The sequence below is a fragment of the Acidobacteriota bacterium genome (assembly GCA_040754075.1).
In the GTDB taxonomy this organism is placed as follows: Bacteria; Acidobacteriota; Blastocatellia; order UBA7656; family UBA7656; genus JBFMDH01.
Genome location: JBFMDH010000002.1, coordinates 94496 through 115252, shown reverse-complemented (window position 1 = coordinate 115252; position 20757 = coordinate 94496). Strand labels below are relative to the sequence as shown.

The following is a 20757-nucleotide window of genomic DNA, read 5'->3' as shown; positions in this document are numbered from 1 at the left end:
TTTTCATTTGGCTTTGTGCTGGCGAATGAGGCTTTTGTAAAAATCTTCGGCTTGTTGCATCACCTGGTTGTAGTCGGCGCGCTCGCCAATGAGTTGTAAATTTTTCGCGCGCGCGCTGTCGCGCAACTCGGCGTCTCGCAAAGCGCGAATCAGTGCATCAGCCACAGACCGTTTATCATTCGCATCGCAAAGCAAGCCGTTTGCGCCGCTCACAATCCATTCGCGAACCGATGCAATATCGCCTGCCACCGGAAAGCACCCGCAAGCCATTGCTTCGAGCAGGGTATTCGGCGTGCCGTCGTGCAGGCTCGGTGACAGGACAATTTGCGAGAGGCGAAAGAGTTCCGCCAGGCGTTTAGAGGTCACCGTGGGCAGTAAGCGGACATTATTTTCAAGCCTGAGTTTCCGAACATAATTTTCCGCAAACGCATTGCCCTGCATGGCGACGCCGAGAAAAATCGTTTGCGGAAATTGCTCGAGCGCCAGAGGTATCGCTTCAAAAAATACATCGTTGCGAACATAACCGCGTATGCCTCGCGGATTCATCACCACCGGCGCATCTGCGCAAATGTTCAATTGCGCTTGCAGACTTTCATCAACCTCGCCTGCATAAAATAAATCGCTGCGAATGCCGCCTGCGCCCGGCAGAATGATTGCGGGCTTATGAGAAGCGAATTGCCAGTCGCGAATTGCCATCTGCAAATCGCGCTGACAATCGGTGTGCAAAGCGTCGGCGCGTTTGAGCGCGTCTACGGTTTGCCCGGCAATCAAAGGGTTGCGCGAAGCCCAGAGGGTGAAATCATTGCCCCAGACGGAAATCAGCAGCGGCACCTGTGCGGGCGCGGCTTTGGCTGCGAGTATCCCTTCAAACGGAATCCGCATAGCGTGAATGAGGTCAGGCGAAAGCTGTTCAAATAAGCGCGCGATTTTGCTGACGTGGCGTTCAACATCAAAAGGCAAAAGACAATGTTGCACGGCAAGCGAAAGTTTTGCCGTGAGGTTTGCCTGCCAGTTCGCAAGCCCCGGTTTCCTGGATTCGCTGATCGGCGGATTCGCTGACAGAGATTCATCGTTTACGATGGTTGCGGATAATTTTTTATTTTTTGAAGCGCGTGAAAAGTTGGCAAAAGCGACCGGCGTCTGGTGCAACGTCGCCGGTAAAAAATCATCCGTCGAACACGGGTAAGAAGAGATGATGTGCACCTCGTGGTCGCGTTCGACAAAGTAACCAATCCAATTGCGGGCAATCGGACTGCGCGCATCAACCAGAAAACAGATTTTCAAAATTTGCGGTTCTCGGCAAAAGAGATTTGCGCCCACGGCGGCATCGGCTTCACTTGCGAATTTCGCATCACCTGCTGCAAACAATCAATCAGGTAGGCGGCAGCAACTGCTGCGGAAATCGCTTCACCGGTGGCGCGGGCGGCGCGGCGCATTGAGGTTTGCGCTTCGCTCGAATTTAAAAACCGGCGACAGGCGCGGCGCAGACTATCAACATTTTCACTGCGAAAAATAAATCCGTTGACCCCTTGTTGAATCAAATCTGCCGCGCCGCAGCGGTCGGAAACGATTACCGGAACGCCTGCGGTCAACGCTTCGTTGACCACCAGTCCCCAGCCATCCCAGCGCGATGGCAGAACGAGCGCCCGGGCTTTTGCGAGGCGTTGCGGAATTTCATCCGAAGGCATCGCGCCAATAAAACCGACCCGCCCAGTGATACCTGAGTTTTCAGCCTGCTGTCGCAAAGCGGTTTCCGATTCGCCAACTCCGATAAGCGTCAATTTCAATTTCGGGTATTCACGGCAAAGCGGCGCAATGGCATCAAGCAAAATATCTATGCCTTTGCGTCGCGCGAGTTGCCCGACAAAAATAATTTCGATTGCGGAATCAGCGGATAAGCAGTCGTTAATTTTGAGGCTTTCACTAATCGCATCATCAAGCGCGCGAAAATAGCCAAACGGATAGATGCGGGTTTCATCAAAGCCGAGTTCGGCGTAAAACTGAGCGGCAAAATGCGACACCGCGAGAAGCCCGCTTGAGCGATGCGCGACCCATTTGCCGAAACCATTGCGCAATAATTTTTTGAGTCCGCTTGCGGGATGCGTCGGGTCTGGCGCTTCCGAATAAATCAGAAATTGGCTCTGCGATTTTGCCAGTACGCCAAGCGCCGCGGCGAAAGCCGGTTCCGCCCAGATGCCATTGACGATATGCAACCGCTCGCGTCCAGCGCGCGCAAGCCGCATGGCATCACCTAGCGCATAACGACTGCTGAGTGTGCGATGCGGATAATTTCTTGCCTGTGGTTTCCAGCCAAGCTGTGCTCTATCGGATGTTAAAGGATGGGCAAAGATAACTTGTAAATCAACCTCGTCGGATGCCGAGAGCACATTGAGCAAATCATCCTGATAAAAGGATGGCATATTCATCCAGAAAGTGATGGGCAACATGCGAATATGTCGTTTAGCGCCGAACCGGTGTAATGACTTGAATCAACGGACGAGATGATTTTTTGTGTAGTGGCTTGATCCAATGCAAAAAAACTATAATGCTGAGCGGCATCATATTCACCAGGGTAAAAATAAATAGAGAGATCAAGCCATCGCGGTAAACTTGAATGAGGTTACAGGCAATCAACAAATACGAGAATCGTAAAACCGAATAGTAATGGCTGCGATAGGCGCGGAAATAGATGCGCGCCAAGATGTAGGCCAGCAGATAGGCCAAAACAATAACCCCGATGAATCCGAAGTTAATATAAAATTCGCCGATATAAGATAACGCCATTCCCATTTCGCCCATGGGTCGCGTTGTGGTTGAAACATCAAAGAGATGCGCCGATTGTGTCGGTTTATCAGCCCACCATTGTCTCGGAACCGGCGCTACAAATAGCACCAAGTAGGTGCTGCCGTAATAGCGCCTGTCGGCATCATCAATCAGGGTTAAGTAAGCCGCAAATACGTCAAGCAACATCTGGTCATCATGCTGTCCAGCAGCCGCTTCACGAATCGCCGTAGAGGAAATCTCGGTGATCTGAGTAATGGAAGCGCCTTCCTGAACCATTCGACCGATAGATTTCAGCGGATAAAATAACAACATTCCGGCAACAATCGGAGCCAGGACATATGCGGGAGGCCATTTCTTCCCACGGCGATCAAGAAATATCTGGAGTAACAAAATCAGTGGAATGACGATACGAAATCGATGATAGCCCTGCACGCTCATAATCAGCAGATAAACGCTCATTGCGCCAAGCAACCACCAGCGGAACCCATACCAGTATATCAACGCCAGTAAAGATAGCCCTGCCCAAGTCATCGTCACAGCCAGCCAGCTCGATTCTTGCCATTCACCCAAATCCAACTGCGTTTTTTCAACACCGGGAATGTTGCCAAGCATAATTAAACTGACGACACCGATGGGAAAGGCAATCGCGACAACTCCCCAAATATATCTTGCAGACAAAGTGACAGGTTGTTTTTCTTCTTTAACAGTTGCCGACAACGGAGGAGTTGTAAACTTCTCTTTTAATAATTTGCGTTCCTGTGTTTTCAAGTCGGCGAATGATACCTGAATCCAGGCAATCGTCATCGCCACTAATGCGGCATCCGCAAAAAACACCGCTCGAAGAATCTCTTCCGGCGTGACCGAGTCAAAAAATGGACTCCATCGACTGAAAAGCGTTTCCGCGCCCACCAGAATAGCCGCGCTACGCGATGTGACAACGACGATATGAAAGACGAGATAAATCACCGCCGGATGCGAGTGCGTGAGACGGGCATACATCAGAAGAAGAATGGTGCAACTCGCTAATACGAACAAATCCGCAACCAATGCCCAGGTTAAATCTGTATAAGGAACAAAATCACTCAAGTTGTTTCACCGTTTAACGCTGCACTCAGCCAATCAAGCAGAAAATTTTTCAATGCATTATTGACCAGTCGCTACTGCGAACAGTTGCCGTTGTTTTCGCACCCTTGCCCAGATATACGCCGCGATATGGAAAAGCGAAGGGTGTGTCTTCCATAGCCATTCATCAAAAGGCGATGGCGGGCAGGCATGAACAATGGTCGTCACTGATTGCGGCACAAACCCGGCAGTTTTCAGCAAATTGCCTAAAAGCAAAGGCGTCCAAGTGTACAGGTGCATATCGTTGTCATTTAATGACCACATCTTTTGCGTTTTGTTTCGCCAATCGTCAATAGGAGCAAGCCAAAGCAATAATCCATCCGGTTTGAGAAGACCTTTGAGTTTAACCAGCGCTTCATAAGGGTTGGGAATATGCTCCAAGGCATGGCTGGTAATAATTTTATCGAAGGCGCGATGTTCTAATTCATCCAAAGTCGAATAAATTTCTATTCCTAATCGTGTCGCATAAGCTCTGGCTGTCGGGTTGATTTCCACTCCCACTTTGATTTTCGGGTTGAGGACATTCAACAAATTCCCGCCGCCACAACCGAAATCCAGCACTTCATCCGTGTTTTTAACAAACGGGCTGAAAAGAAATTTATTGTAATGAGCAATCGCATTTCCTGAAGTGTTTTGCTGGCGAAAATATTTTTCACCCTCGTCACCAAGATATTTATCGATTGCCCCGTAAGAGGGCAACGGCTGTTTCAGATCGCCTTCGCTCATCGTACGCCAGTCTATAAAAAGTTTTCAGGCTTCGCAAACATCAAGCCAACTGCCAATTATTCTTCAAATTCCGCCAATCATTTTTTTATAGGTATCTCGAATTCTCGCTCTGAAATTTTCCCAGCTAAGGGTTCGCGCACGCCTTGCGGCGGCTTCACCCATCGCCGCCGCCGCTTCGCGGTTCTCGATTGCCCAACTCAACTTGTCAGCTATCGCCTCGGCATTGCGAATCGGCACGATAAAGCCCTGTTGACCATCTTCAATTACATCCGGCCCACAGGTGTTCGAGGTGGTGATGACCGCCACACCGCAAGCCATCGCTTCGGGGATGACATGACCAAACCCTTCAATTAATGATGGCAAAACAAATAAATCACTTTGCTGGATTTGCTTCACCAGTTCGTCGCGTGGTAAGTCGAGCTTAATTTCGATTGGTAAATCTGCATAGCGTTTGAGTAATTCCCAATCCACTACGCCTCTGCCGCAGAGCAAAATGCGAAGCTTTTGCGTGCCAAGCAACCGCGCAGCATCAAGTAAGTATGAAAGTCCTTTGCGTTGAATTAAACTGCCGACATAAATCACCGTAAACGGGCTTTTTTTATCGGGTGGCGCAGCGCGTTTTACAAATACCTCACTGTTGACTCCGTAAGGCACGACGTGAATTTTTTCAAACGGAATGCCGTTTTCCGCAAGCGTTCTGGCAGTGAACGTGCTCGCCGTCACCCAACCGTTTGCCAGGTGCGGTTCTTCGGCAAGCGATTGAAACGCCTGTCCGGTCAACTTCATATCGGGTTCCGCCTGCAAAGACATTCGCGCAAAAGGGGTGCGGTCGAGTTCTTCGCTTAACAGGTTCCGAACCGATTGCGGATGCGGGTGCAGTTGAAAAATAATGCGGTAAGGTAATTGCTCTTTACCCTCTTTAAATGCCTCAGAGGCATAATAGCTATAGCAAAATAATGCAGACTCGGTCTGCAAAGCCAATCGCCGGGCTTCCCTGCTCAAGACCTGATCTTTATAGCGATTGAATCTGACGGTCTGCACAAGTTGCATAAGCGCCGCAGTGCCAAAGGCTCTGAGAGGGACACGAACTTTTCGTGAATCCAGCCCGGCACAAAATCTCGCGGCAAGCCAGCGGCGCGGCAATAGCGCCGCAAGCAAACCATCAAACCATTGCCGGTCAGCAGGCAAATACATATCTGTGACTAAGGTTTCCAACACATCACCTTCATATAGAGCAAGCGGCAGTTGATAATGGTCGCGATTGCTTGACATCGCCACAACGGCTTTGCGAAAGGGTTCCATGTCGAAATTAAAGCTGAACGCTTTAAAAATCTGCTATAAGCAATTTTGCAGATCATTGCGTTTCAACTGTAGTGCCAATTTTTCAACCGGGTTTTTCGGCTTCAAGGTAGAGCGATTCTTCGGGGCGGTTATCAAGAACCTCACAATCAGGCACTCGTCCTTTTTGGTATTTGCAAATCAATACATTCACCAACCCTACCTGGTTGAGCAGGGCAGTTAATGATGGCGCATCGTACATCCACAAATGCGGGTCACGGACATCTACACGAAGCAGTTGCATCCATTGTAAAAATTCCGCTGCCGCATTTGCATCATTGGGGTTGTGGTTTAAAGCTTCAACGTAGCGACGCGCGCCGCTTGCCAAATCGGGCACAACGATGCGCGCGATGCCGCCGGGTTTCAAAACGCGATGAACCTCGCATAATAATTTTCGCGCTGCTTGGCGCGTGTTATGCTCAAGAAAATGCGACGTATAAACATAATCAATCGAATTGTCACCAAACGGCAACGGCTTTCGCAGATCACGAATGATAATGGATTTCGACCAAGGAATGCGATACTGAGCCTCGGAAAGGATGCCGACTTTCCACAACAACCAGCGCAGCGCCGGAACTTTCGCCAACCGCGCATTGGGTGAGTTATCCAGGTTAATCCAGCCGGGCGCAATACTGGTGCCGCACCCCAGATTGATTGCCTTTATTCCTTCGGGAAAACTCATATAACGAACGCAATTTTTTCCATACGGCCAACGCCACCCATGCTTGACCAACTCATAAAAACTTTAATCCCTCATCCTGCTTTGACGACGGGTTTTGTTTCTCAATCGTTCCTGATAATACAGATAAAGTTGCGGAAAGAAGAAGGTGAGAATCCACCGAACGACAACCCTGAATCGGGTGCCCCGGATAATCGCTTTGGCGATAATCGCCAAGCGTTTGAATGGGTCATCGCTTAGTAATAAGGCTTGATGATTGCGTACCTCTTGAGAACCTTTCAAGGTATGCTGATGAACGCCTAATAAAGCTTGACGACGCTCAGGGAAAAGTCTTTGCGCGGTGTCAATATCCCTTAGCCGTGTGTTATAAACCGCTATCAGACTGTTCGTATGTTTTAACAAAGCCATTTGCAATTGCCCAGCGCCTTTTACTTGATTGACCTCTTTAAAGTGAATATTGCCTGTGTGTCGCCTGTACAAAACCAGGGGTTGACTTAGAAATTCCACTTTGCCAACCAGCGCGGCACGAAACGGAATCACCAGGTCTTCATGAATTACCGCTTCATCGATTTGCCCAAACAACTCGAAGACTTTTCTGTCCCAGGCTTGAGCGCAACCCAGCGCCCCGCCGCCGCGCTTTGCCATCCAGTCCAATGACAAGGCCTTCGGATCGGGAGGAATCAAATACAAGCTATCTTGATTGCCGCTTTCATCAATTACGATGGCATTGGAAAATAATGCCAAGGTTTTTCCTTTTGCGCTTTCATAAACTGTATAAAGTTTAGCAACACGCTCAGGCAATGAAACATCATCACCGGCGGCGGCAACAATCAGTTGCCCATTGACAATTTCCATCACCCGATTGATATGTGTTCCAAATCCTAAATTGCGCGCATTGCGGTTTATAATAATTTTATGTTGCCCGCGATAGTTTGAAACTTCCTGTTGAATGATTTCAAAGGTTCGGTCAGTGGAGCAATCGTCTGAAAAAAGGATTTCCAACGGTGAATAAGTTTGACTCAACGCGCCGCGCACCGCCTCTGCGATAAAACGCTCCTGGTTATAGGCAAAGACCACGAAGGTGACTAATTGATTGCGCTGCGTCATTTCATTTCAGGATTGCCCCACGGCTTTCAAGAATTCCGTGTATTCACGGATATAGTCAGCCGGGTCATAAATCTCAGAGGCAAGAACCAGCAACGCGGCATCTTCAGAATATTTGTAATGGGTGATCCAAATCATTGGCGGAATGTATAAACCGAGAGCCGGACTGTCGAGTAAAAACTCTTCGCGATGCGCGCCATTATCCACAACCACTGCACAGGAACCCTTCACGCAAATCAACACCTGCCGCAATGTTTGATGCGCTTGTTCGCCGCGCACCTCTTTTCCGGGCACTTCAGAAATGATGAAATAACGCTTGGGAAGAAACGGCAGGTGTTGCTCATATTCGCCATAAGTTAAGGTGCCGCGCAAGTCAATCACCGATGGCATCTCTAAAATACGCACTCCGGGAATTCGCGAATCTTTTAGTGATTGCCGGGTGGTGGAAACCTCAAGATGTCCTTTTACGATTGATGAAACATAACCGGTGATACGCGCTGGATTGCCTTTGACAATCGCATTGGGTGGCACGTCTCTGGTGACGACTGCGCCCGCGCCAATCATGGCGTTGGCACCGACGACAATGCCTGCAAGGATGGTGGCATTGGCGCCGATTGACGCGCCCCGACGAATAAGGGTTTTCGCATAACCGTCGGGATACTGTTTGCTGCGCGGAAAATTATCGTTGGTAAACGTTGCGTTTGGGCCAATGAAAACATCATCTTCGATAACGATTTCATCCCAGATTTGCACGCCCGATTTAACCGTCACTCGGTCGCCAAGCTTTACGCGATTCTCAATAAAAACGTGATCGCAGATGTTGCAATCTGTGCCGACCACTGCGCCGGGCAGAATGTGCGCAAAAGCCCAGATGCGCGTTCGCGCGCCAATCGTCGCTCCCGGCTCTACTATCGCGCGTTGATGAACAAAGTAATCCGGCACAAAATCATTTTCCATAGAGTGAATGTTAATTGTCCTTTATCGCGTCTGTCCGCAGCACATTATCAAAAATATTTTGGTGCGCGTCAGCTATGCAACCTTCTTCGCGCCAAAAAAATTGAACATCGAAGTGACTTCCTGCGATTTAATCCGAAAAAGTTCAACCGGCGAGATGCCGTGAATGCGGCGCAGGTCAGTAATAACTATAATGAATTGCGTCGTGTAAGCGGCTGCCGTAGCCGTTGCCGCGCCTACAATTCCCCATCTCGGCAGCAGAAAATAGAGGGCCACAACTGTGACGATAAGCGCGATCAATTGCGCTTTACTCCCCAACCAAGGGTTCCCTAAAGCCTGCGCACCACCGGCAAGCACATCTTTTGCACCGATAAAAAACATTCCGCATAAGAGAATTTCCGCAGACAGCACCGAGGCTTTGAAGCTTGCCCCAAAAACTAAAGGAATAGCAAGAGGCAGCAACATCGCAATCCCCATGCCCAGAAGCAGACTGAGTAACCAGTAGCGCCGGAATATTCCCTGCAACACGGCTGACTGTTCAGCAACCGACCCCTTCTGTGTGATACTCGGCGTTGAAACCATCTGCACTGCCTGAGAGAAAACCTGCATTAAACTTGCGGCACTCACCGCCACCACATACAACCCCAGAGCATTTGCCGGCAACCAGGCTGCCATCAGAGCCTGATCCAGATTCATATTCGCCACCGCCGATAAATTACCGACGTGAACCTTTGCGCCGTACTTTAATAACGGTTTTGCCTGTTCCAAATCAAGATGTAGCCGCAGGCGTACATGGCTTTGCGACAGCATTATTATGGTCGCCATCAAAGCAATCAGATTGAGCGCCAAATGAAGGAAGATGATGTGACGCAGATTCAATGCTCTGACACTCATTAAAATGAGGGTTCCAACCAGATACCCGACAGGCAAAATCAAGCGCAGCCAGTTAAACGCCGTTATTCGCATACACCCTTGCAATATGCTGGTTCCATATTGCGTCACCAGCGATAATAGAATGACCGGCAGATACCAACGGCTGGCGTTGACAACATCAGCGGTTTGACTACGCAATAAAAAAGGCATTGCCAGGAAACCGAAAGCGATTGCCAATGCGCCTTGTCCGAGCGCCAAGGTCGTCGCATTGGAAAAAAGCCGTTGCGTATCGGCTTCCGGTAGCGCCGAAAAATAGAGCAAGGCGGCAATGAGTCCAAAACTGCTCAAGTAAATGAGCATTGTCGGCCACAACATTGCCGCAGCAATTTCTCCGCGTCCGGTTGGACCGAGCCAACGCGATAGTAAAATCGAATTCACCAATCCCAGTGTCATCACCAGCACATTGGTTGTCAGGGTCCGAAAAATCAACGCGCGTAACATTAGCAGTCCTAATTTTGAAAATGTCGCCTCAGCGGCAAGCTTTTTGCAGATGGTAATCTTTACTTGAGCGCGACTCCCGCAAGCGCGATTCAGGCACACGGCTCCCGACGAGGGGTCAGCCCTTGCGGGAAACCGCGCGGCGCGGCGGCAAATCTCATTCTCAAAATCTCTCAGTGATTTTTTTCGGGGGGCGTCGGGAGGCTCAACTATAACAAAAAAGCGCTTTATAAACGACCAGACCAACTAAACGCGGGCTTACGGCTGATGCCAACCGCATACCGGCTCGTCAGGCTTTTCAATGGCTTTTGGATTTTATCAGCGCGTTAGCACCAGAGGCAGGATGCTCCCGAATAACCCTTCACTTTCACACATCAGCTTTAACCAACATCTCACTGACGCGCTCAACCTTAATGCGGGGTTCGCGCGGTTGTCAATAACCGCTCGCCAGGTTTTCTATCTTCTCGTCGCAGACCTCCCAGAAACAATTTGCTTATCAAAGCCCTTTAAACTTTTATGAAAATCTTTTTGCGATAAAGCACCGTCATGGGAATCAGCCAGAGCAAAATATAACAAACCGCAAAAATGAGCGAGCTATTCAACGGGTTGGTTATCCACGAAGCCAAAAGGGTTTTATAAATCCAGGTCTTTAAGTCCACTTGCGACCCATCGGCAGCGGTGAATTTTATCAACGCCATGATTCTCGCAAGTATCCCTGAACCGACAAACACCGCAATCGCATTCGAGCCGAAAATAATAAACGGACGCGCCCAACGCCGGTAACCTTTGATGTCAATCAACCAGTAAGCCACGCCTAAAAACAGCAACGCCGCACCGGTAGTAAACAGCACATAAGAACTCGTCCAGAGGTTTTTATTTATCGGAAACCACAAATCCGCGAACTTCCCCGCGCCAATCAAACCCATTCCGACAATCAATAAGCCATTCGCGCGCTCAGCCATGGTCACCGTTGATTTCAACCAGTAACCCGCCAGTATCCCTGTGAGCGTCGTGGCAATCGCCGGTAGCGTTGACAGCAGCCCTTCGGGGTCATAGGTCGGTTTATAAATATGCCCGCGCAGAAGCAGCACATCGATGTAACCTGTGAGACTCCCGTCGGCGGAATAATCGCCCGCCCCAAAACCGGGAACCGGAACCAGGCGCATCAACAGCCAGTAAACCACAAGCAGCGTAATCGTCCACGCCACAATGCCGCGCCAGTTGTTTTTCAAATAAAGCAAACTCGCGAATAGAAAACAGAGCGCGATGCGCTGCAATACGCCGGGTATGCGGATGTTGATTATTTTTTCCAACGGATAAAACGGAAAGCCATTTAAAAACAGCCCCAGCCCGAACAGAATCGCTGAACGGCGAACGATACCGAGGGTGATTTTTTTCGCCGGTTCGCCGCGTTCGCGCTTGCCGCCGATGGAATAGCTAATTGCCACGCCAACAATGAACAGAAAAAACGGAAAGACCAAATCCGTAGGCGTCCAGCCGTGCCAGTCTGCGTGTTTGAGCGGCGCATAAATCGCGCTCCAGGTGCCCGGATTGTTGACCAGTATCATTCCGGCGATGGTGATGCCGCGAAACACGTCTAAAGACAGCAAACGTTCGGTTGCAGGCGGCGCTTCGACGCCAGGCGACGGAATCGACGCATCGGGCAGTTCCATGACAGTTGCGCTCATAAAGTTCCCTCTTTGATTGGTGATGCCAGGTGTTTGAATTTTGCCGAAAGAGCATACGTCTGCCTGAGAATAGGCGCAAGATGTGAGTTGGCGGCTTCAAGCAAACCGATGCCGTTAAACCCGCTGTGAAATTCAAAGGTTCACTAATGACAGGTGAAATTTTGTCTGCGGATTTGGCGGAAGGGGCGGATCAGGCGGATTCATTTGAAAAGTTTTATCCGCTCAATCGGCTCAATTTGCAGCGTGATTTTTTACTGCGCGATGTGGGCGTTCATTGAAAACAAATTCTCGTGCGCTCAGGTCACAAAAAAATATTTTAAAAATTTCAAACTCTGGAAAACTTCATACACTCTAACCCCGCGTATGTCGAAGATGATTCGATGTACAAAAAAAATAAAAATGAATGTGTGAGAAGGAGAACACGAGTATGAAAAAGATAATGAGTTTTGTATTAACCATGAGCATAATGTCAGGCGTGAGCGTCGTCGCGATGGCGAAAACCCCTGTGGTCAACCACCGTCAACACGAACAGCAGAGCCGCATTCGTCAAGGCGCGCGTAGCGGTGAACTCACCGGTCGCGAAGCCTTCAAATTGCAGTCTCAGCAAGCGGCGATTCAGTTGTATGAATGGAAAGCTAAACGTGATGGTCACGTTTCCTGGAAAGAACGTTACCGTTTGGACAATATGCAGGACCGCGCCAGCCACAACATCTATAAACAAAAACATGACCGGCAAGACCGCTAATCTTGCTTCACCCAATTACCAAAACTATTTCAACTTTAAGAGTCCATCTTCCCTCAAGAATTGGTTGCCCCAGACCAACTCTTGAGCGGAAGATTTTACTTTTTAAGCGTCATTCAATCACGCCTTCCGTGGGACTCGAAGCCGTCGCATACAATTTCCTGGGAATTCTGCCTGCCTTAAAAGCCAACCGTCCGGCAATCACCGCGTGTTTCATGGCTTCTGCCATCGCTACCGCATCGCGCGCGCAGGCAACACCGGTGTTCATTAAAATGCCGTCAACCCCAAGTTCCATCGCCACCGTCGCGTCTGATGCCGTTCCGACGCCCGCATCAACGATGAGCGGCACTTCCGAAATCATCTCGCGCAAAATTTTCAGATTGGTGAAATTTTGAATGCCAAGCCCTGAGCCAATCGGCGCGGCAAGCGGCATAATCGCCGAGGCTCCCGCGTCAATCAATTTTTTGGCGACTATCAAATCGTCATTCAAATACGGCAATACGATGAACCCTTCTTTGACCAATGCTTTGGTCGCCTGAATCAACCCTTCATTATCGGGAAACAGCGTCCGCTCATCGCCGATGACTTCCAGCTTGATCCAGTTGGTGTCCAAAGCTTCACGCGCCAGCATCGCCGTGCGCACCGCGTCTTCGGACGAGTAACAACCTGCGGTGTTCGGCAACAGTTGATATTTTTTGGTATCAATGTAATCGAGAAAAGATTTTTGCGAACGGTCGGCGAGATTGACGCGGCGCACCGCAACCGTGACCATTTCCGTGCCCGATACTTCGTGAGCTTTGACCATCAGTTCATTGCTCGCAAATTTACCGGTGCCTAAAATCAATCGCGAATTGAATTCGCGTCCTGCAATAACCAGTTTGTCAGACATGATAGCTTCCTTTAGGTATTCGATTTCGATAATTCACTTTCATCGTTGAGAAACGCTTTAAACCTGTCGGGTCGTGAATTGTTTGAACCCGGTTTCTCAACGTGGGGATTGGCATGGAAGTAATCTATTAGACAGGATTCAAGCCTGATCAATCAAGCGACCCGCCGCCTACGAAATTGACAATTTCGATGCGGTCGCCGTCGTGAAGTTCGGTTTCCGCCCAGTTGGCGCGGCGCACGATCTGGCGATTGAGTTCAATTGCCAGGCGTTCGGGTTTGAGTTCCAGAATCGCGAGCAAACCGGAAACCGTCACACCGTCGTCTATCTGCTTCGCTTCTCCGTTGACCGTTACTCTCAAGCTTGTCTCCTGTAAACAAAAAATTCAGCGCGCCATCGCATTATAACGACTGCGCGCTGAATCCTGAATCCTGAATCCCGGTTTACGATTTACGAATCAGATGTTTCAATTCGCCGCGACCGAGCCGCGATTGAGCTTCGACGACGATGGCTGCGGTGCCCGACGTAAAAGCCGGCAGCGCGATATTAAAAGTTGCAATGCCGTCGGTGTTGGTGCGCCCGATATAGACCTGCGGTTTGAAGGCTGTGCCGATGACTTTGACAGTGACAATCGCTTCAGCTTCGAGGCGACCATTCTGTTTCACTTCGACGCGAAGACTGACGGCGCGACCGGCAACGAAAACATTGGGCGTGAGCACGCTCAGTTCCAGGCGGTCTTGTTCGGAACTGCGTTTGAGATAATCGGAAATCAAATCATCGAGGTTGAGGCTGCCGGTTTTCAACGGTCCCGTCCGTTTGCGTTGCACGGGTTGCGCCGGCGCAGTGTTCAAGGGCTGCGAATCGAGTTTGGCTGCAAGATTCGGCAGTTTGCCGGATTTTAGCGTGCCCGAGGTTTTACCAAGCGCGCCCGAAGATTTGCCGCTCGGAAGCGACGCGGGTTTCGGCAATTGTCCGGTGCGACTCGCAGACACTTTGGTCAGTCTCTCTTTTTCCGGTTCGGATTTTGGCAAGGGTCGCGGCAGCGGCTCTAAAACCTTCTCCAAATCCTGCGCCTGACCGTTTGAATGTTTGATTAAATCTTCAACCCGTCCGGCTTTGATGGCAGCGATAATGACTTGATGTTGTCGTTTGAGTAGCGATGCGATAGCCGAATCGGTTGCGCCATCTTTCAACATCTCCGCATAGGGTGTGAGTTTTTTGGCAATAATTGCGCCGTTGATATAAACCAATGATTCAAGGACAGGATTATCTTTCGTCCCACGGTCTTCGGTCTGCACATGATAAATTTGATTGTCGAAACGAACGTCTGTATTGAAACCTGTAATCATTGCTCTATGAAAACCCGCTATACTCAGGCATTGCAAACGAGTACACAAACTGAAAGACGAAGTTGCAGGAGCAGAGATGAATGGCGCAACACGCTCAACATAAACGCTTCGCCGACGAGATTCAAGACTCTTTTCCGGTGCTGCCAAAGCCGCCCGCGCCGCGCTGGGTGTCATCGAGTTCGTCAACCCGCAAAAGCTGCACGGCTTCGACGCGCTGAATCACCAGTTGCGCAATGCGGTCACCGCGTTTGATGTGAAACGGTTCGCGTTTATCGGTGTTCAAAATGATGACCGCAATCTCGCCGCGATAACCCGAATCAATCAGTCCAGGCGCGTTCACCAGAGCAATACCATGACGGGCGGCAAGCCCGCTACGCGGCAACACCAATCCCGCAAAACCCACGGGAATCGCCAGCGCAATTCCTGTGGGAATCACCGCGCGTTCGCCCGCATTCAAAACGAAATCAATGCGACTGTGCAAATCAAATCCGGCATCGCCTGCGCGTTGATAACGCGGCAACGGCATCGCTTCATCCAGTAGTTTAATCGGCAGTTCGAGCATCTCGTTCACGTCTCTTTTTTGCAGCCGTCACCCATCATCTTCAATATCAACTTGGCGGCGTAAACCCCAGCACCATATCAAAACGCGCGGCTAGTTCACCAATACGCGATTGTTTGAGCGGCGCGAAATCCACGATGACGGAGGCGCGCGCCTTCGCATCGCGAATGTTTCGGAGAATACCATCGCGTTCATTCTGGGGTTCGCCTTTGATATAGCATTGGGTGGTGAATTTTTCCTGCCCTTTCACTTTGACGGCAAAGTGTATATGCGGCGCGCGACCCGGATAAGCCACCGGTTTGATGGTGCGGAAATAATAATCGCCACTTGAGCCGGTCACGAATCGCCCGAACCCTTGAAAATTCGCGTCGCGTTTGTCGCGATTGACGCTGCCGGTGTGCAGGTATGCGCCGTGGTTATCGACTTGCCAGATTTCGACAACCGCGCCGCGAATGGGTTCGCCGCGCCGGTCAAGAATGCGCCCGCTCAGGTAAGTAATCGCGCCGACTGCCGGTGTGATGGCGTCATTAATCATTAACAAATCGTTATCGGTATCCAACGGCATACGGTCGGGATAAAACGGGCCTTCGGTTTGTCGCGGGGTCTGTGTCAACTGCTCTGCGAAAACACCCGGCACCCACAGAGCCGCCGTCCCCATTGCCCCGGCAACCATACTGCCAAAAAATTCCCGACGAGCAAATAAGTTTCGTTTTCCATTCATGGGTTACACTCTCCTTTCTCTATGATGATGAAGACAGGGTTGCCCAGAATTGTTGCAACCCGGCAGCGACTTCGTCGGGTCGTTCAAGTTGCCACCAATGTGAACAATTCGGAAATGAAATAAACCGGGCGTGGGTGCGTTCTGCCATACGCGCGCCGAAATCCGGCGTCACATAAGGGTCTTTCTCGCCCCATAAAACCAGTCCCGGCGCTTCGACATGCGCAAGCTCAGCTTGCCATTCGGCTCCGACTTGAATGGCTGAACGGTAGAGTTTAAGAATGCAATCTTTCATTGTAGCATCAATATACTGGGCAGCCTCGGCGGCATCGGCATCCGGCACACTGGCGCTTACGAGCGCCGCCTGAATGACTTCAGGTGTCATACCGCGCATCACCTGCTCACCGACGCCGGGGGTCTGCCAGAGTTGCGCCATCTGATGCCAGACATACCCGGCATCAATGGACGCGCCACCCAAAGCCCAACTGCGCGCAATGTCCGGTTGCACCGAAACCGCGCGCATCACCAGTAGCGCCCCCCAATCATGCCCGACAACATCGATGGGCTTAGGCAAGGCGCTCAATGCTTTTAACAACCATTCAAGATAAGCTTCTTTGCTGGCATCGAAGCCATCCGGCAAGGGGCTATCGAAACCCGGAAGCGACAAGGTCACGACATCACGGCGATGGAGGCGAGCAATCACCTGATGCCAGACGCGATGCGTATCAGGAACACCATGAACAAACACAACGGGCATAGCTTTCTCTCCCATACAAAACCAACTGCCTGAAATTAATTTAAAAGCGATGCAACTTAATGAAAACGAAATCCTGAATCCTGTCCTTACGCTCTCGCAAGCGCATATTCCTGCAAATCGACGCGAATGTATTTGGCAAGCAAGGGATGCACGCGGGCGATTTCCCGGTAAACCTGTTGCGCGATGTCGCGATAAGAGATATGTCCCTGCCTGGCTGAACGCAGACTGATGAAATGGTTGAGCGAACGCAGATTCCAGGTAAACATGGCGCGCTTGCGAAATGCCAGTGGCAACGCATATTGCGCCACATACGGAAAATCCTTGCTGATTTTTTCAAACGCCAGGCTTCCCCGCTCAACCAGTTCGGTATAAATTTTCGCGTAGCCGTATTCGTTAATTTCCGGCGGCGTTTCAAAACCATGCGCATTGGTGAGCAATTGATTGGTCTGCGTTGCCATGCGATGGCGTTGAATATCGCGAAACGCGCCGTAATCAACCAGAATGTCAAAGGTATAGTAAACCTGTTCCAGCGCCCGCAACGGTTCGTCCCATTTGCCGCGCCGCTTCAAGTATTCATCAATGACCTGCTCTTTGGCTTCGCGACTCATCTCGCTGACCCGCGCATTCACCGTCGCTAAATCGGTTTGCGAGTATTCATATAAAATCGCGGCAATCAATTTGTCTTCTGCTTGCTCATCATAATGCACCAGCGTCGCGCGATTAGCGGTCGGCGTCGCTTCGGTTGTTGAACCCGGGTCTTTTGCTTTCATCAAATCACTGACCATCAGTTGCATCTCACGATTGGTTTCATCGATGAAGGCGTTGTAATCGGCATATTTCAACAGCGTCGGAATGATGGTTTCGGCTTCGCGTTTAAGCGACGCGCCGAATTCGCGCGCTTCTCGTAAAGGGTGCGACAGCATTTTGGTAATCATATGTTCAAGCGCGCGACCGTTGATGGTGAGTCCAATATTGGTAAAGGTCGCCGCCGGTAAAATGTAGCGCAGAATGTCGCAGGCTTTGGCTTTGCAGGCGGTGTTGTAACCGGCATTGGTCTGGGTCTCTTTTTTCGGCACGCGCTTTTTGATTTCTTCAATACATTGCGGCGTCAACTTCGCATAAGCTTTCATCATGGCGCTGACGGTTTCACGATAAAGCTCCGCATAAGCGGTGCCCGCAAGTTCCGGCGCTTTGTAATATTTCTCTTCGTCAAACACCACGTAGCGCGTCGATTTTTCGGTGTAACTGGCGAGGCGATTGTCTTCAATGATTTTGCTGGTGACAATCGAAACGTCTTCGATGGCGATGTGCGCGATGGCATGTTCGGCAACTGAATTGCCTGACCAAACCGCTCGTCCATTGCGTCGTACATAGAGCGTATGGTGACGCGGCAACTCGGCGCAATAAACCATGCCTTTATAATCATCCCAAGTATCTTGCTTTCGATAAGCAACTTTGTTTACTTCCGGCTTGAGTCGCGTACGATTAAGGTGAATCGTATAAACCTTCGTTGAAGAATCCGGGGGATTGATGAATGCCGCCCAGCCGAGTTTCAGAGCTAATTCATAAAACTGTTCCTGCAAAGGTTTGCTGGTTGTTGAGTATAAAAGATGTCCGCCATCATCTTCGTGACCATCCGAATTGACCAATCCTTCCATTAAACCGTGGAGCAGGTTTGTGCTATAACTCAAAATATGTTTCGGGATAATTTTTCTGCCTTGCTCGTCATAACACTGCTGTAGGAAATCTCCCAGTTCTGCATGCTTCACATAATATTTGTCGTTTTTATGCTCAGCAATTTCAAAGCCACACTGAGCGCAAACCTGTTTTAGAAACTCAATTTTTCTTGGCTTACGAATATGAAACTGCACGGCATCGTGGTAGCGCACATCATGATAGCCGTCACCAATAAAAAAACCTGTGAATTTTAGCAAGGCGCGAGCCTTTACTTCGCGCTCGCCCAAATAGATGGTCTCCGGTTCACTACCTTGCCACTTGGCAGAGAGTTGATAGGCACAGGGAACCCCATCTAAATCCTTAGCCTCAATCAACTCATAATGTTGTTTCTTCCTCCCTTCTCTTGTGCGTGTCGTACAAACCCACATTTTATGGTTGGGGGTAACACATAAATCAACCGATTTGCTAGATACGCGATACATGGGTCCGACATGCGGTTCAGCAATAATTTTTGTCGGCGACAGGTACTCAAGAAAACCTGTCTCAGGATTCAATGAAGCTAAACGGAAAGGTTTACCCTGATTCCAACTGGCAGCAACTTCCTTCCACGCGCACCACCCGTCTTCGGTCAACACATCGGTGGCTTCGTCATAACAGGCATGCCCATAACCGACCACCCATTTTTCGTGAAATTGTTTAGCCTTTTCTTTGGCAAGCGATAATTTTTCGCCGTCATCTTCTTCGACGACAACCTGGGTTGTCATATCGAGGTCTTTATCAACCAGGAGTTTTAACAGGTTGCGGCGGAGCGATTCTTTGCTGCGACTGTAATAAGCAAAGAGGACGGCGACGACTTCTTCGGGAAGGTTCTGGACAACGAAAACCGGGCGTTCGGTATTACTGACATAAGGTTTAAGGGCGACGAGTTCTTCGTGTGTGAATGTTTCGGTCATTGCATGTGGCTTTCTTGAAATTGATTTTATCGGTCGCGGGAATTGTATGGAAGGTTGTGATATTGGACAAGGCGCAGAGATATTTAATCTCGAAAGATTGCTTGGTCAACCTTTCAACCCATTATGCCCCTTATCTCACGCCCTTGATTTCTTCGGGCAATGAGATTAGTTTTTACAATATCGGATTTCGATAACGAAAAGCGGTACTTGAAAAACTCATGAAAGATAAGGAACTTTATTCGGGATTTATACGCCTGCATATTCTTCATCATGCCTGTGAAGAAGCAATCTATGGGGTCGGGATTATCAGGGAGTTAGGGCGTCATGGCTATACGCTGAGTCCGGGGACGCTCTATCCGATACTCCATGCGATGGAAAAGAAGGGCTATCTCAAATCCTATGAGGCGCGTGAAGGAAAAGAAGCGCGCCGTTTTTACCGGGCTACATCCAAGGGGCAAAAGGTAATCAAAACGGCGAAAATCAAAGTAAAAGAGTTGTTCGGAGAACTTTTTGAGACCGACTCTCCGACCACAGCAAGGAATAAGAAAACCAGAAAAGGGGTAACAAAATGACCTGCAAAACGGACGCTAGTAAACGCAATTTTCTTCGCCTGACAACGACCGTAAGTATGGGCGTCATCTTAACCGGTTGTCAAAACGCGGGAAATTCAAATGCATCGGCGCAACTCGGCAAGCCATCGTCCTCTAAAACAGCCGAAAGCGAAAAACCGGGAGAAGTTACGGCAACTGAGGATTTGATGCGCGAGCATGGCATCCTGCGCCGGGCATTACTGGTTTATTCGGAAGCCGCCGCGAAACTACGCAGTAACCCGGCAACCGTTCCTCCTGAAGCGTTGCAAAAAACCGCAAAGTTATTTCGCGCTTTTGGTGAAGACTACCACGAGAAGAAATTGGAAGAAACCTTCATCTTCCCCGCCGTTAAAAAAGCTGGCGCAGAAGCGGGGAGCCTTGCAGACATTCTCATCACGCAGCATCAGCGTGGACGCGAAATCACCGATTACATTCTTTCGCTAACTCAAAGCGCCAAGCTGGGCATTGCAAATGCCGGACAACTGGCGCAGGCAATGGATGCATTGGTGCGTATGTATCGCGCGCACGCTGCCAGAGAAGATACGCTTGTATTTCCGGCGTGGAAGCAGACCTTGTCAGCCGCTCAACTTGATGAGATGAGTGAGAAGTTTGAAGACATCGAACATGAACAATTTGGCGAAGACGGGTTTGATGATGCAGTAAAACAAATCCGCGAAATCGAAACCGCGCTCGGGCTTGCCGATCTCTCGCAATTTACTGCGCCGCTGCCATCGCGCTAACAATTTCCAATGATTGATGA

The 20757-nt window shown here is 49.9% G+C and carries 20 protein-coding genes; 3 read left to right on the top strand and 17 right to left on the bottom strand.

What is annotated here, in order from left to right; translation table 11 throughout:
* Positions 1-3: 3 nt before the first annotated feature.
* The 10 genes from AB1757_02605 to AB1757_02560 form a co-directional block, all read right to left on the bottom strand.
* Complete coding sequence (locus AB1757_02605; protein MEW6125930.1) at positions 4-1284, bottom strand: glycosyltransferase family 4 protein; 1281 nt, start codon at positions 1282-1284, stop codon at positions 4-6.
* Positions 1281-2420, bottom strand: coding sequence for a glycosyltransferase (locus AB1757_02600; protein MEW6125929.1), 1140 nt, complete (start codon positions 2418-2420; stop codon positions 1281-1283). The genes AB1757_02605 and AB1757_02600 overlap by 4 nt, the downstream gene beginning before the upstream one ends.
* A gap of 40 nt (positions 2421-2460) precedes the next feature.
* Positions 2461-3870 carry an O-antigen polysaccharide polymerase Wzy gene (wzy, locus tag AB1757_02595; GenBank protein MEW6125928.1) on the bottom strand — a complete coding sequence of 470 codons (1410 nt, stop codon included), beginning with the start codon at positions 3868-3870 and terminating at the stop codon, positions 2461-2463.
* Positions 3871-3927: 57 nt separating this feature from the next.
* Complete coding sequence (locus AB1757_02590; protein MEW6125927.1) at positions 3928-4632, bottom strand: class I SAM-dependent methyltransferase; 705 nt, start codon at positions 4630-4632, stop codon at positions 3928-3930.
* Positions 4633-4695: 63 nt separating this feature from the next.
* A complete protein-coding gene (locus AB1757_02585) occupies positions 4696-5934 on the bottom strand; it encodes a glycosyltransferase family 4 protein (GenBank protein MEW6125926.1) in 1239 nt (412 codons plus the stop codon).
* An 82-nt stretch (positions 5935-6016) separates the two neighbouring features.
* On the bottom strand, positions 6017-6652 hold the full coding sequence (locus AB1757_02580; protein ID MEW6125925.1) for a methyltransferase domain-containing protein: 636 nt from the start codon (positions 6650-6652) through the stop codon (positions 6017-6019).
* A gap of 63 nt (positions 6653-6715) precedes the next feature.
* A complete protein-coding gene (locus AB1757_02575; GenBank protein MEW6125924.1) occupies positions 6716-7756 on the bottom strand; it encodes a glycosyltransferase in 1041 nt (346 codons plus the stop codon).
* A 6-nt stretch (positions 7757-7762) separates the two neighbouring features.
* Positions 7763-8710, bottom strand: a complete 948-nt coding sequence (locus tag AB1757_02570; GenBank protein MEW6125923.1) for a WxcM-like domain-containing protein — start codon at positions 8708-8710, stop codon at positions 7763-7765.
* 72 nt (positions 8711-8782) lie between these two features.
* Complete coding sequence (locus AB1757_02565; GenBank protein MEW6125922.1) at positions 8783-10081, bottom strand: polysaccharide biosynthesis C-terminal domain-containing protein; 1299 nt, start codon at positions 10079-10081, stop codon at positions 8783-8785.
* A gap of 503 nt (positions 10082-10584) precedes the next feature.
* A complete protein-coding gene (locus tag AB1757_02560) occupies positions 10585-11766 on the bottom strand; it encodes a DUF5009 domain-containing protein (protein MEW6125921.1) in 1182 nt (393 codons plus the stop codon).
* Between the two features lie 427 nt (positions 11767-12193).
* Here AB1757_02560 and AB1757_02555 point away from each other — a divergent pair, with 427 nt between their 5' ends.
* Entirely contained in the window at positions 12194-12511 is a 318-nt protein-coding gene (locus AB1757_02555) for a hypothetical protein (protein MEW6125920.1), read from the top strand.
* Positions 12512-12620: 109 nt separating this feature from the next.
* Here the strand turns inward: AB1757_02555 and AB1757_02550 are convergent, their stop codons facing one another.
* The 7 genes from AB1757_02550 to AB1757_02520 all read right to left on the bottom strand — a co-directional run bounded on the left by AB1757_02550 (position 12621) and on the right by AB1757_02520 (position 19407).
* Positions 12621-13397, bottom strand: a complete 777-nt coding sequence (locus AB1757_02550; protein ID MEW6125919.1) for a thiazole synthase — start codon at positions 13395-13397, stop codon at positions 12621-12623.
* A 148-nt stretch (positions 13398-13545) separates the two neighbouring features.
* Positions 13546-13755 (bottom strand): sulfur carrier protein ThiS, encoded by a 210-nt coding sequence (gene thiS, locus AB1757_02545; protein ID MEW6125918.1) that lies wholly within the window; start codon positions 13753-13755, stop codon positions 13546-13548.
* A gap of 82 nt (positions 13756-13837) precedes the next feature.
* The gene (locus AB1757_02540) at positions 13838-14743 is read right to left on the bottom strand and encodes a hypothetical protein (GenBank protein MEW6125917.1); all 906 of its coding nucleotides are present in this window, start codon (positions 14741-14743) and stop codon (positions 13838-13840) included.
* Positions 14744-14864: 121 nt separating this feature from the next.
* Positions 14865-15314: a dUTP diphosphatase gene (gene dut, locus AB1757_02535; protein ID MEW6125916.1), complete on the bottom strand. Its 450-nt coding sequence runs from the start codon at positions 15312-15314 to the stop codon at positions 14865-14867.
* A gap of 37 nt (positions 15315-15351) precedes the next feature.
* Positions 15352-15975, bottom strand: a complete 624-nt coding sequence (locus AB1757_02530; protein ID MEW6125915.1) for a protocatechuate 3,4-dioxygenase — start codon at positions 15973-15975, stop codon at positions 15352-15354.
* A gap of 67 nt (positions 15976-16042) precedes the next feature.
* Positions 16043-16777: an alpha/beta hydrolase gene (locus AB1757_02525; GenBank protein MEW6125914.1), complete on the bottom strand. Its 735-nt coding sequence runs from the start codon at positions 16775-16777 to the stop codon at positions 16043-16045.
* 86 nt (positions 16778-16863) lie between these two features.
* A complete protein-coding gene (locus AB1757_02520) occupies positions 16864-19407 on the bottom strand; it encodes an FAD-dependent thymidylate synthase (protein MEW6125913.1) in 2544 nt (847 codons plus the stop codon).
* A 218-nt stretch (positions 19408-19625) separates the two neighbouring features.
* Between AB1757_02520 and AB1757_02515 the strand changes: the two genes are divergently transcribed.
* Positions 19626-19979: a PadR family transcriptional regulator gene (locus AB1757_02515; GenBank protein ID MEW6125912.1), complete on the top strand. Its 354-nt coding sequence runs from the start codon at positions 19626-19628 to the stop codon at positions 19977-19979.
* Positions 19976-20737 carry a hemerythrin domain-containing protein gene (locus AB1757_02510; protein MEW6125911.1) on the top strand — a complete coding sequence of 254 codons (762 nt, stop codon included), beginning with the start codon at positions 19976-19978 and terminating at the stop codon, positions 20735-20737. Before AB1757_02515 ends, AB1757_02510 begins: the two co-directional genes overlap by 4 nt.
* Positions 20738-20757 lie beyond the last annotated feature (20 nt).